Source organism: Paenibacillus sp. GQ49 (assembly GCF_059759055.1).
On the sequence record NZ_JCAXEL010000024.1, the window covers coordinates 98,114 to 111,553 of the forward strand.

9 protein-coding genes and 1 riboswitch are annotated in these 13,440 nt (G+C 46.8%); of the genes, 7 read left to right on the forward strand and 2 right to left on the reverse strand.

Translation table 11 applies throughout. The annotated features are described in order from the left end of the window. Nucleotides 1–95: 95 nt before the first annotated feature. Nucleotides 96–743: a DedA family protein gene (locus AC6CIF_RS28010; RefSeq protein ID WP_498202365.1), complete on the reverse strand. Its 648-nt coding sequence runs from the start codon at nt 741–743 to the stop codon at nt 96–98. Between the two features lie 240 nt (nt 744–983). Between AC6CIF_RS28010 and AC6CIF_RS28015 the strand changes: the two genes are divergently transcribed. The 5 genes from AC6CIF_RS28015 to guaA all read left to right on the forward strand — a co-directional run bounded on the left by AC6CIF_RS28015 (nt 984) and on the right by guaA (nt 8,833). Continuing rightward, the gene (locus AC6CIF_RS28015) at nt 984–2,285 is read left to right on the forward strand and encodes a polysaccharide deacetylase family protein (RefSeq protein WP_498202366.1); all 1,302 of its coding nucleotides are present in this window, start codon (nt 984–986) and stop codon (nt 2,283–2,285) included. A 102-nt stretch (nt 2,286–2,387) separates the two neighbouring features. Then, a complete protein-coding gene (locus AC6CIF_RS28020) occupies nt 2,388–3,377 on the forward strand; it encodes an AAA family ATPase (RefSeq protein ID WP_498202368.1) in 990 nt (329 codons plus the stop codon). Next, nucleotides 3,374–4,639, forward strand: a complete 1,266-nt coding sequence (locus AC6CIF_RS28025; protein WP_498202369.1) for a DUF58 domain-containing protein — start codon at nt 3,374–3,376, stop codon at nt 4,637–4,639. The genes AC6CIF_RS28020 and AC6CIF_RS28025 overlap by 4 nt, the downstream gene beginning before the upstream one ends. Then, nucleotides 4,626–6,914 carry a transglutaminase-like domain-containing protein gene (locus AC6CIF_RS28030; RefSeq protein ID WP_498202370.1) on the forward strand — a complete coding sequence of 763 codons (2,289 nt, stop codon included), beginning with the start codon at nt 4,626–4,628 and terminating at the stop codon, nt 6,912–6,914. Before AC6CIF_RS28025 ends, AC6CIF_RS28030 begins: the two co-directional genes overlap by 14 nt. Nucleotides 6,915–7,294: 380 nt before the next feature. Continuing rightward, entirely contained in the window at nt 7,295–8,833 is a 1,539-nt protein-coding gene (gene guaA, locus AC6CIF_RS28035) for a glutamine-hydrolyzing GMP synthase (protein ID WP_091039079.1), read from the forward strand. 102 nt (nt 8,834–8,935) lie between these two features. Here the strand turns inward: guaA and AC6CIF_RS28040 are convergent, their stop codons facing one another. Further along, on the reverse strand, nt 8,936–10,192 hold the full coding sequence (locus AC6CIF_RS28040; RefSeq protein ID WP_076217189.1) for a stalk domain-containing protein: 1,257 nt from the start codon (nt 10,190–10,192) through the stop codon (nt 8,936–8,938). Nucleotides 10,193–10,430: 238 nt separating this feature from the next. On the opposite strand from AC6CIF_RS28040, the gene AC6CIF_RS28045 reads away from it, so the two are divergent. Both AC6CIF_RS28045 and AC6CIF_RS28050 read left to right on the forward strand, forming a co-directional pair. Beyond that, a complete protein-coding gene (locus AC6CIF_RS28045) occupies nt 10,431–10,682 on the forward strand; it encodes a hypothetical protein (RefSeq protein ID WP_101315082.1) in 252 nt (83 codons plus the stop codon). A 403-nt stretch (nt 10,683–11,085) separates the two neighbouring features. Then, nucleotides 11,086–11,185, forward strand: a riboswitch (purine riboswitch). Nucleotides 11,186–11,356: 171 nt separating this feature from the next. Then, the gene (locus AC6CIF_RS28050; protein WP_076320372.1) at nt 11,357–12,733 is read left to right on the forward strand and encodes an NCS2 family permease; all 1,377 of its coding nucleotides are present in this window, start codon (nt 11,357–11,359) and stop codon (nt 12,731–12,733) included. Nucleotides 12,734–13,440 lie beyond the last annotated feature (707 nt).

Sequence of the window (13,440 nt, forward strand, 5' to 3'; positions counted from 1 at the left end):
TTAGTATGACCTGGATGAATTCGGATTATCACAAAAAAAAGGAGCCGCGATTAATCGCAACTCCTTGCTTATTTTAGATGGACGTTTGTCTGAATTTACTTTTGTCTTTGTCGAACAGGGGCTGGCTTGGATACGGCGGATCTTGCTGTCCATGCTTTGCGGTAACGATAGAGCACGGCTGCGATGAGCAATAGGCCGATTCCTCCCACAATATATGCTGCATATTGATGAGCCAGATGGAATACGGCATTCCACTGGGGGCCAAATATTTTGCCAATGCCCAGAAACAGTACAACCCAGAACAGTGCACCTGAATAGGCGTAGAGAGCGAATTTGCGAAAGGGAACAGCGGCTATGCCCGCAAAATATCCGGTGAAATGCCTTACACCCGGAATGAAATAACCGATGAAGATTAAGGCATTACCATACTTGGCGAACCACTTTTGCGTTTTATCGAGCTTGTCCTGCTTCAGCAGAAACCATTTTCCGTATCGTGTTATAAAGGGCAGTCCTGCTTTGGCTCCAATAAAATAAGTGATTGTCATGCCAATCGTTGTTCCCAGAAAAGCCAGTATGGTGAGGATTCCGAAGTCGAGATGCCCCTTGTAGGAGAGAAACCCTGCGTAAGCCATCGTTGTTTCACCAGGAAAGGGAAGTGCGATGAATTCAAGCAACAAGCCAAAAAACAATACGCTGTATCCGTAGGACCCAAACAGATGTTGGATCTTCTCAAGCAATTCCAATAGATTTCACTCTCCTGAATACGGGGTGGGAGCATGAATACTCTCCAAGGTGTTTTAATGTGTTCTGCCTGTTCATTATGCTACCTAATCTGAAGCGAAGAATCAATCAGGCTAGATAGCAAATTGTGAAAAAATATTAAACAAAATCACGTCTTTTTTTCATGTAGTCTCCATATAATTCTAACAAATCTGCTGAAGTCTATCAGCAAATTACTAGAGACGGTGGAGGTCGATTCGTAAATGGTACAGAGACCGGAATTCAGAATCAGGGAAAAAGGGGAAGTCCCCGTAACATCCATACATATGTTTTTATCTAAACAATGGTCTGTCATTCTCGTACGAGTGGCGATCTTGTTATGTGCATTCGCTGCCTATGCAGGCGTAGCTTACGCGTCTTCTGCTTCCGGCTCAGATGATCCGATCTCGGCAGAAAAGAAAACCCAAGACAAGGTAGTCTATCTGAGTTTTGACGACGGACCGGGTAACCATACCCGTGAAGTGTTGAATATTTTGCGCAAGGAGAAGGTTTTGGCTACATTTTTTGTGCTGGGTGAGCAGGCAGAGCGTTATCCGGAGTTAATCCGGGGGCTTGTGGAGGATGGACATGCTTTGGGCAATCATACATTTAATCATCAATACGAACAGCTGTACAGTGATTTTAAAGTGTTCTGGAAACAGATCAAGCAGACAGAGGAAGTGCTGGAGCGTATAACCGGTTTCCGTCCGAATCTGGTGCGAGCACCAGGCGGTACCTACGGGCATTTTGACCAGAGTTATTTTGATTTGCTGCATTTGGGTGGATACACCGTCATGGACTGGAACGTCGATAGTGGGGATTCCAAACGTAAAGGTGTTCCGGCCAAAGAGATCCTCCGCAATTCGACCAAAGTACCTGCGGGAGCACGTTCGGTCATTGTCCTGATGCATGACGGTGGTGCACATGCTGAAACGGTAAAAGCACTTCCGGGTATTATCAAATATTATCGTGATCATGGATATCGTTTTGACACCATAAAGAGTACAGATCAACCAGTTCAATTCCGTGTTCATCCAGATGGTAAGTATAAGGCCCGCAAGGCGCCGGGAAAGGCCTGGATCGCAGAGCATGTAGAAGCGAACGCAACATTATGGCTTGCAAGCAAGAAGCTGAAGGTAGAGGTGGGATTGGCCGCAGCCACCTTGCAACCGGGCGAGTTCCGCATGGAGGGGCAGCGAATCATGGTGCCTTTGCGTACGTTCATGAAAAAATTCGGGGGCAGCACTCGCTGGGACTCTGAAACAAGGACAGCCATAGCAGTATGGAAGGAAAGAACGATTCATGCAGACAGCGTGAGCGGAACACTGACAACAACAGGGACAATTGAAACGGGAGCAGTACAGAGTCAGGGTGGAACCATCTGGGTTCCGTTACGTGAGTTACTGGAGCAGATGGGGTTGAGGGTGAATTCCTTAACCAGTAATGAAGCAGAGTGGACGGTAAAGGCAGGCACTTCCAGATCCATTTCGGCAATGAACAGCATATTTAAGTATAAAATGATCTAAAGAAAGTCATTCCTGCAGGACTATTCTCTCTACTTCCGGGCAACACTGAATCATAGATTACTATGGTTCAGGAATGTGGATGAACGGAAGGAGATTAGAGAAATGTCTTATATAAGAATGGAACATGAACATGCTGTTGAATTGTTAAACAGGGTCATGAAGCGTGTTGAGAGTGTGATTATTGGCAAAAAACAAGAGATTCGTTATGTCCTCACTGCAATGCTCAGTGGAGGTCATGTACTTCTGGAAGATGTGCCGGGTACCGGGAAAACGATGCTGGTTCGTGCCGTTGCTTCTGCACTGGACTGCTCCATGGGCCGGATTCAATTCACGTCCGATGTCATGCCGGCAGATGTTACGGGGACGTCAATCTATCATCCACATAAAGCTGAATTCAAGTTTCGGCCCGGACCCGTCATGTCCAACGTTGTCCTGGCTGATGAAATAAATCGCGCTTCACCACGCACTCAGTCTGCCCTGCTGGAGGCAATGGAGGAACGGCGTATTACGGTTGATGGCACAACCTATGCCTTGCCACGTCCGTTCTTTCTGCTGGCGACACAGAATCCGTTACAGTTCGAGGGTACGTATCGTCTGCCTGAAGCACAGCTGGATCGATTTATCATGAGAATTGGACTGGGGTATCCCGATCCGGAACAGGAATTGGAATTGTTAACCCGGATGCAAGGTAGAGAAGCGATTGATGAACTTCGCCCTGTCCTGCTTGCTGAAGAGGTCGTAGCGATGCAGCGTGAAGTCAAACAGGTACATGTTGATCCGGTCGTCAAACAGTATCTGGTGGCCGTTGCTGTAGCCTCTCGCAGCCTTCCGGCGGTCAGATTGGGCATCAGTCCGCGTGGAACACTGGCCTGGATGGCTGCGGCGCAGTCATATGCCTATCTTCAAGGACGCAGTTATGTCATTCCGGATGATGTGAAAGAGGTAGCTGTGCCTGTCCTTTCCCACCGTATTCAATTGAAGGCACAGAACAGAGCGGAGGTTTGGGGGCAAGTACAAGTCATTGAAGAAGCATTGTCATCGGTCCCGGTACCTGTACAGATGGCATCACAGGGAAGGGGACGGAGGCAATGACTGCGCTGGGACAACGGATTGTGAGTGCTGTCTTGGTGGTGGCTTTTGCTTCCTTGTATCAGTGGCATGGGGGCAAAGCGGCGTTGTTTCTATCTGTTATAGCTTTCTTGATGTTCACAGGAGGTCTGCTTCTCCATTGGTTCGGACCCCGGCGTATTCATATCCGTCGGAAAATACACGCGAATCGGATTGAGGCAGGCGAGCAAGTACGGGCTCTGGTGGAGCTGGAATTCAATTGCCGTATTCCATTGTTATGGATCGTTCTGTGTGAGAACACACCTGCAGGTGTTCATCGCAAATTGATTTTCCCGGGAACACGGCGACAATTTTCCTATCAATATGAATGTTCTGGGTTACGCAGAGGAGTTTACAGATGGGATACGGGCAGATTGTATTGGGGGGATATGTTTGGCTGGAATACCCTCTCCGCAGAGACCGCAGGAGGTACACCCCTGATTGTTGTTCCTCAAGCAACGGCTTGGGGGAAGGGGGATTCGGCAGAATTCACAGCGATGATCGAAGGGACTCTGTCAGAGCGAAGAAATAGCCAGGGTAACCGTAGTCCTGAGTTCCGTGAATATCAGCAGGGTGACCCACTGGGACGTGTCCATTGGAAAAGTACAGCCAAAACGGGAAAACTTCAGACCTTTCTGCCCGATACTGCGGATCTGGCTTCGCTCGGCATCCTTGTGTATGAAGGCGCGTCGGGGTATGACGTGAAACAGCGGGAGAACTTGGATGCACCGGCTTTTGAACGAGTGGTTCTTGCAGCTGCCCGCTGGATTCATACCGCTGAGCGGGATGACATTCCTTATCATCTGTGGATGGAAGGTGGCGATAAGAGCTATGATGCACAGTATCAATGGCAACATGGGCCTTTCCATGCAGATGATGAGAATCATGGACTGGACAAGCTAGCGGGGGCACGAATATCCAAAGCTCAATCAGTGTCTGTTTCCCTCCGAACGGAGATGTTGAATGGACTGGCAAGCGGGTCGCGAATTGTGGTTCTCACAGGTAAGATGGATCCGGTTCTGGCCGAATGGATCACCACTGCAATCGGGTCGGGTTATCGTGTAGAGGTGCAATTAACTGAAGCGAACCAGAACCATTTGGAATCAACGGATAGATGGATGAATGGAGTGGGATATGACAGCTTAAGTTTGGAGCGGCTTCGTCACAGCGGGGTGCTGATCCACGCGGTTACAGACGTTGCGTTATCTTCATTGGGAAAGGTGGAGGTAACGGATGTGGGAGCGTAATGGTAATAAAGCTGTGAACCAGCATTCTGTGACAGACATAAAGGATGAGGGATATGTTATCGTACCTGTCCTGTATAAAATTTTTATTTCGGCCATTTTACTTATACTGTCTCTGGAGTGGATATATCCGGTAACATCATCAGATCAGCAGGGCAGTGAAAGGTTCTTGTCCGTAATGGCGGGATTAACGGGAGCATTGCTGCTCGTGGGATTGATTCGTACAGGATGGATCACTGGAGTACTGATCCGATTATTCATTGCACTCGCTGCTTTATGTCTGATGTACGGAGGAGATGATCCTGTCCGTTGGGCAGTCGCTTATCCGGGAATATTTTCAGCGGATATGGACACTTTTATAAATAACTGGCGATTTCACTCGATTAGTACAGAAACGAGAGGGTTGTTCATGATGTGCGGCTGGAGCATGCTCATGGCTTCTGTGCAATCCCTTGTATTGTTACGTCGAAGCGTTATGCTGTTTGGCAGTGCAACGCTGCTCTATTTGCTTTTGCTTGAATCCTTTGCGGGGCTGGATGTGTATGCTTCCGTAATACGTTCTGTCCTATGGACTTTTCTTATTCAGGCTCTGCTTCAGCTACTACGTCTCAATGGAGGAGTCACTACTCCAAGTTATCGTGGCAGCCCCTATGGCCGTTGGAGTGCCGTAACTATCGTTGCTTCCGCAGGTATGGTGCTTCTCTCCGCGTTACCTGGCCAGTTTGCTTCCATTCCTCAACCGGAACGCATATCTTTGGAGCAGATGGGTGAACGCCTAGCTCGCTGGGCAGGTTATACACAGCACAGTAGTATCCCTGCTGCAACGGCAGTCACGGGATATAGCACAGCGGATGCGCCTATGGGAGCACCGTTGGTGCAGGGGAATTCCATCTTTTTTATAGCGAAGAGTCCGAAAGTAACGTATTGGCGAGGGGAGACCCGTTCATATTATAACGGTAGTACTTGGAGTGACCCGGGTCAAAGCTTCGAAACGGCAAGTCCATCCGGAATGCTGCGTGCTGATGGTTGGGAGAATCCAACCTATTGGAGTCGCATTCGCCAAACCGTTACGATGCAGCGAGAGTGGAAAGGACCAAATCCACTCTTTACCGGGGGCATACCGGTCAACGTATCGTTCCAGGATAAGAACAAGGATAATCAGGAAAACATGTTTTCTTTGCTGTCTAATCGCGATTCGGCAACATTGTGGCTCGCGAGCTCAGGGGACGATAAGATGGTTAAAAATTATTCGGCAGACGTCATGGTTCCTGTCGCATCCCCTGAACAGTTACGTCTTCTTGAGGAAACGAATAAAGGGAAAGATCCGGCATCCATTCGGAGGGACTATCTGCAATTACCTACACCACTCCCTGATCGAGTGCAGACGCTTGCCAAGGAAATCATTCAAGGCAGTGAGACCCGGTATGACGCTGTGCAAGCTGTAAAGACTTATCTGGCTGCTCATGCCGAGTATACGTTGGATACCCGTATGCCACCGCGTGGAACCGATTTTGTGGACGATTTTTTATTCGTCACCCGGCAGGGGTATTGCAATCATTTCTCCACAGCTATGATTGTGTTACTTCGTTCGGAAGGTATCCCCGCACGCTGGGTTAAAGGCTTTGGTCCCGGAGTTGCTGACCCGGATGTGCCCAGTCAGTATGTGATTTCACAGGGAGATGCACATTCCTGGGTAGAGGTGTATTTTCCGGGTGCAGGCTGGATGCCGATAGAGGCCACACCAGGCTTCACCATGGCGCAAGGCGTGGGCGAAGGTGTCGCAGCGCTCGCCGGGGCGCAGCCTGTTGCGGAGACTCCGCCGAATACGAACGGCGGATTGGGTTACGCGGGCGCATGGTTGCTCGCCCGCGCACGGGCCATTGCCGCGGAGCCATGGCTCGCGGCAGCCCTTGTGGCAGCGGCCCTGCTGGGCGCCGCTGCTCTGGCCCGCATGCGGCGGCTACGCCCCGCGCTGCGGATAAGGCTGCTGCTGGCGTGGCCACGCAGCAGCTTCCCGGACCGCGAGCGGCTGCTGGGCGCCGCCGCTCCGGTCTGGGCCGCGCTCGCGCGCCGGTACGGCCCGCGGCCGCCGGGTATGACGCTGCGTGAATATGCAGCGTCACCGGCTTTGGCCGCAGGCGCGGACGGCGCGGACATCGCGCGGTTTGCAGCCGACTGGGAACGGCTGCTGTACGGGCCAGACCGTCCGCTGCGCGCGGACAGTCTGGACTTCCTGCGCCGGGCACTTCGTCTGGCCCGGCGGTTGCAGGCGTTGTAACACAAGGATGTTACAACGTTACACCAAAGATGCGAAGCTGCTGCTATACAATCGCTATCGCTTTCCAATAGAGCTTGGCCACTTGTGGGCAGATGAAGATCGCCATTGGCTGGCGCATTGTTATTTAAATGCAGCGTTTGGTTCATCGCTGCATGCCATACATAAGACGCCTTTCGCGCTGCGTTGCGAACGAGGCGTCTTTCCACGATCATACACTTGAACCAGCATCTTGCTGCCAAGCTTTTCTATTCGAAAATTCATATTTAGAGGCAATTGGTAATCCTGTTTTGATATGTCGAAAAAAGGAGTTTCGCCTTTCCTTGACGGTATGTTTTGTCGTTGCGTATAATTAGTTTCATTGAATTGAGGGAGGCACGGTTATGAATAAGCAGAATGAGATTGTGGTTGTCCTTGACTTTGGGGGCCAATACAACCAGTTAATCGCCAGAAGAATCCGGGATCTTGGCGTATACAGCGAGCTTTTGCCGTATAACACACCGGCGGAAAAGATCGCAGAAATGGCACCAAAAGGAATCGTATTTTCAGGTGGGCCTTCCAGCGTATACGCTGAGAATGCTCCACACGTGGACCCGGGTGTCTATGACCTGGGCTTGCCAATCTTCGGTATCTGCTACGGAATGCAGCTTATGGCCCAACAGCTCGAAGGTAAAGTAGAACGTTCCGAGAAGCGTGAGTATGGTAAAGCGGATCTTGAGTTTGCCGCTGGATCTACACTGGCAAAAGGCATTGAAGGCGAACATACGGTATGGATGAGTCACGGTGACCACGTGGTTACACTTCCTCCAGGTTTCAAACTGGATGCAGGCACGGAAAGTGCGCCAATCGCTGCCATGAGTAACGATGAGCGCAAATTGTATGCTGTTCAGTTCCACCCTGAGGTACGTCACTCTGTTCGCGGTAACGACATGATTCGTAACTTCCTGTTCGAAATCTGTGGTTGCGAAGGCAACTGGACGATGGAGACATTCATTGATGACACCATCAAAGACATTCGTGAAAAAGTGGGCGACAGTAAAGTACTGTGTGCACTTAGCGGCGGTGTAGATTCTTCCGTTGTAGCTGCATTGCTTCACAAAGCAATTGGTGATCAACTGACATGTATGTTTATCGACCACGGTCTGTTGCGTAAAGGCGAAGCAGAAAGTGTAATGGAGACATTTGTCGGCAAATTCGACATGAAAGTTGTCAAAATTGATGCTCAGGAGCGCTTTATGTCCAAGCTGGCTGGCGTGGATGATCCAGAACAAAAACGTAAAATCATCGGTAACGAGTTTATTTACGTATTTGATGAAGAGTCCAAGCAGTTCGATGATTTTGCATTCCTGGCGCAAGGTACACTGTATACGGACATCGTAGAAAGTGGTACAGCGACTGCACAGACCATCAAATCCCACCACAACGTGGGCGGTCTGCCTGAAGACATGAACTTCAAACTGATCGAGCCACTGAGCACTTTGTTCAAGGATGAAGTACGTAAAGTAGGTACCGAGTGTGGCTTGCCGGACGAAATTGTACACCGTCAACCGTTCCCTGGCCCAGGTCTTGCGATCCGTGTTCTTGGTGAGGTTACCGAAGAGAAACTTAAAATTGTTCGTGATTCAGACTACATTCTGCGTGAAGAGATTGCCAAAGCCGGTCTCGACCGCGAAATCTGGCAGTACTTCACAGCCCTGCCGAACATGAAGAGTGTTGGTGTTATGGGTGATGCGCGTACGTATTCCTACACTGTAGGTATTCGTGCCGTAACGTCCATCGACGGTATGACAGCTGACTGGGCACGTATCCCTTGGGATGTGCTGGAGAAAATCTCCGTACGGATCGTTAACGAAGTTGATAACGTAAACCGTATCGTGTATGACGTAACATCCAAACCACCTGCAACGATCGAGTGGGAATAGAACGCAGTATAAACTTGAATGTATAATTAAAATACTCTTCTCTATCTGTGAATTTAAGCAAATAGAGAAGAGTATTTTTTGTGCTCAAGCTATTGTTGATTATTAAGGTTTGGAAGGATACTCTATATATAATTTCTTAGTTGCGTTGCTCCATTTAATGTTTGCGCCAAGTAGAGACGGGATATCCTTTGCTTTAACATATGAAATTCCTGAGATATTTCTGGACTGTGTCAGGGGACTGCCATAGAGCACTGGTAACTTCTTGGAGGAATCATAGCCTACGACAACACCGAAGGATTCGCTGATAGCACGTAAAGGAATGTATACGGACCCATTAACGATGCGGCCTGAATCTGAGATTAGTTTGCCATTTATAATAACTTGAACTTCTATTGGCTTGGAGTCTGATCTAACTACGGTAGCATATGGCTCAGGCTCTGCATTCAATATGGCGGCAGTGGCAGGTGTTACAACTTTAATCATTTTCTCACCAGTTATAGAACCGAATGAGACCTTTATTGAGGCAGTTCCTAAGCCTACAGCTTGTACATTACCGTTTCCATGGGGCTTTAATACTTCTGTGTTTGTTGAATGCCATGTGACCATATCCGTTACATAGACAGCATCCCCATTTTCAAAGTATGCAAGTGCATTCAGTTCGTTGCCATCATTTAAACTGAAAATGAAGGGTAGAAATTCAGGTCGCATTGTCCCCGCAACAACGAAAATGTTCTTTGGCATAGAAACGAAAATATTTGCTGGTGTTGTGTTATAATTCTGAATTGATTCTCCAGTGTGATTTACCAAGAGAGTCATAGCCGGTAAAACTTCAATAGACGTTTGTTTATTCAAACTGTCTTCTTTAGTTTTTAGATGAAAAGATATAAATGCTTCGCCGGAGGAAGAACTAATTGATTTACCATTTTTGGCTGAAATCGAAATAATAATTTCTTGTTTACCGTCATTAGGGTCAAGATCTGCGGGTTCTGGATTTTGGATCGTGTAATCCTTGGATTCAAAATAGTCGGTAGGAATGATAAAGGCATCGTCTCTCCATATGTATTTTCCAAGTGTTTCGTCAAACCGTAGTACTTCATCTTCATCCGTTGTAAAGATATTCTCATCATAGCTTAAAACGATAGTCGCTGATTGGACGTCTCCATTTTCATGAGGGGCGCCAGTGTTGAGAATTCCGACGTTCACCGATATACCCTGACCAGGTATTAGGGTTGAATCGCTTGTTACATCAATTGAAAACCCATTGACTTTTGAATCCTTTGCTACGACAGCGCCAGCCAGACATCCCGCTATCAATAGGAAAGACAACATTCCCATAATTAATTTTTTTCCAAAATACATCTCATAACCTCCATAATACGTGATTTTTCATGTTTTATATCGGTAATTTTATAATAATAGTTAAGTTTGTAGAGGTAGTCAGTTTCATTAGATCCAAATAATGAGTCTCTACCTGATACTTGCTTGGAATTTCGAATTTCATTCCATTTTAAAGTTCACTTCATGATCTTTTCAGGTCGGGCCAGTACAATAAGTACATACTAAGAGCTATATGGCTACTGAAGGGAGAATTGAATGTATGCGTAAAACCGACTATATGAGCAAATGGAAGATGGGCATTGGAAGTGCGTTTCTGATGGTGATGCTGGCAGGATGCGGTTCAGGTATGCAAGATCTGGCTTCCGGTTCGGGGGACTTTCCATTTGTGAATTTAGAGGCAGCGGATGCTTCTTCCGATCAGACCAGCAACCAGGAGTTATCCTCTGACTCAACAACAAACACAAATCAGGAACAACAAGAGATACAGGATGCTCCTCAGACAGAGATATAATTAACATAGGACTGATACGGCAAAAAAATGCTCCGGAACATGTCGCAAATTGCTCCATATACCTAATGAGTATATGCCTTCGGAATACGAGACATCGTTATTCCTAGATCATCATTCATCTGATTGCTAAAACGCATCAGAAACATAAGCTAGCCTGATTAGAGTGCTACTCGCCCTTTGATCAGGCTAGCTTTTTTATGTTATCCTGCGGAACTTTCAGTCTGACAGAATGGACATATTCCATTGCGATTTCACTGAAAAAAGCGTATTCAATTGGGTTGTAAACCGCTGAACTGGTTCAATCTGTTAAATAATACGAACGATATTATATAAGGGTGATATTAATATTCGTTTTTCTCATTGACAAAAACATACTGCCCTCCTAAAATAGTGATGGGAAACAAACAAATAGCGCATACTTATTCGTATAATCCTGGGGATTGGCCCGGGAGTCTCTACGAGATCACCCTAATGATCTGGCTACGAAGAGGAGAAGGCTAAGCACATGAATTCTACATGATTGCGGGGACATCACGCACATTAGAATTTTTTTTGTTCTTAGTAAAGGCATCATGCCACTCCTTGTCAGCTGAACCCTGGGTGAAGAATCTTCATCAGGGTCATTTGTCGTTTTTCAATATGGCTTCAACATCTCTAAGGGGGAGTTAGTAATTATGGATCGTTTCTTTAAATTAAAAGAAAACGGAACAAACGTTAGAACGGAGATTGTTGCGGGTCTCACTACGTTTATGACAATGGCTTACATTCTTTTTGTAAATACGTTGTTCTTGGGACAAGCCGGTGCGGGGATGTCGGATAATGCAGTATTTTTTGCAACAGCCGTCGGCGCCGGATTAATGACTATTATTATGGGATTGTTCGTGAATATTCCGATCGCACTTGCACCAGGTATGGGGCTGAATGCGTACTTCATGACTGTCGTTCTAAGTTCGAATGGAGCGATTACTTGGCAAGCAGCTCTCGGAGCGGTATTCCTTTCCGGTATCGTGTTCATTATTTTGACCGTGACGAAGATTCGTCAAATGCTGCTTGTTGCAGTTCCGCAGTCAATCAAAATGGCCATTACGGTGGGTATCGGTCTCTTTATTACCATTATTGGTTTCAAACTTGCTAATCTCGTGGCTGTAACAGTTAATGTTGCACCAGACGCAGATCTGAGTCAGCCGATTCCAGGTAGCAGTTTTAATCTGTCATTGGGTAACTTTATAACACATCACGATGCATTGCTGGCCCTGATTGGTTTGCTCCTTATTGCTATACTGATGGTTATGCGCGTCAAAGGCGCTCTGCTGATCGGGATCGTAGCAACAACGCTGATTGGTATTCCGATGGGCGTTACGAATCTGAGTGGTCTTTCAGGCGCAAGCTGGTTGCCTAATTTCAGTGATCTGGCGGTTGGACAGCTGGATTTGAAAGGTGCCATCAGTCTCGGATTGTTCGAGATCATCTTCATCTTTACCTTCGTTGAATTGTTCGACACGTTTGGTACGATGGTAGGTACTGCAACGCGTATGGGGATTATGAAGGATAAGAAAAAAGGCGAGAAAACGATCGGTAAAGCGATGCTCGTCGATGCAGTTGGTGTCAGCGCAGGTGCTGCACTAGGTACAAGTACCATTACGGCATACGTTGAAAGTGCTTCAGGTGTTGAGGCAGGTGGACGTACAGGACTGACTTCGGTAACGACAGGTTTGTTGTTCATTTTGGCCCTGTTTATCGCACCGCTTGCGCTGGTTGTTCCATCCGCTGCGACGGCTCCGGCATTGATCATCGTGGGTGTGCTTATGATGAGTCAAGTGCGCAGCATTGAGTGGGATGATTTCCTGCAAGCTTTCCCTGCATTCCTTACCATTGTATTGATGCCTTTCACAGGTGGAATCGCAAACGGGATCTCCGCAGGTATCGTATCTTATGTGATTCTGGCGGTGTTCAGTAACTTGGTTACAGAGCGTAAAGTGAAAATTCATTGGCTTATGTGGATCTTGGCGCTCATTGTAGTTTGCCGATACGTATTTATTGGCGGGGAGTAAGCGTACATTTGGTTTAATGAAGAATACGGAGATAAGTTTGATACCTTATATATGAAAGAAGCGGAAGCCACGGGATTTAAACCCGGAGCTTTCGCTTTTTTTGTTTTCCTTTCTTGAGCAAAATGAATCTCAAAAATGTTTTCCTTCTATATAGAAGGAATGAATATAATGATCTATGATCTGTTGGTTGTTTATCCAATGAAATCATCGGTTAATAAGTTCTATAACGCGATGAGTCTGTACTGTATACAACTTGATTTCTCTATAAATTGGATTAGGAATCATATGAAAAACCTTTTTGCGTATGTGAGTTAATTACTCCGATCATTAAAGTTAGTGCGCAGATGTATCATTTAGTCGGTTATAAGGAGATACTTGTTAAAAGGTCTACAGGGTACTCATTTTATAAGAATTTAATATTTATCGAAAAAAGACTTGCGTTCCATAACTGTACATGGTATATTCTATTTCCGGCCAAAAAAACACGAGATACACGGTGCGGCAAGCGAATGAAATAAGCTTCGAAAGAAACTTGAAAAAAAGAGCTTGCAAAGTTGGTTCGGACATGATATCATATAAGAGTTGCTGAAGAGAACGGCATTCGGTAACGAAATAAGTTTGATCTTTGAAAACTGAACAACGAGTGAGTAAACATTCTGCTTGCAGAATGAACGCGAAAGTTTGAGATAAGCCTTGGCTTGGATCAA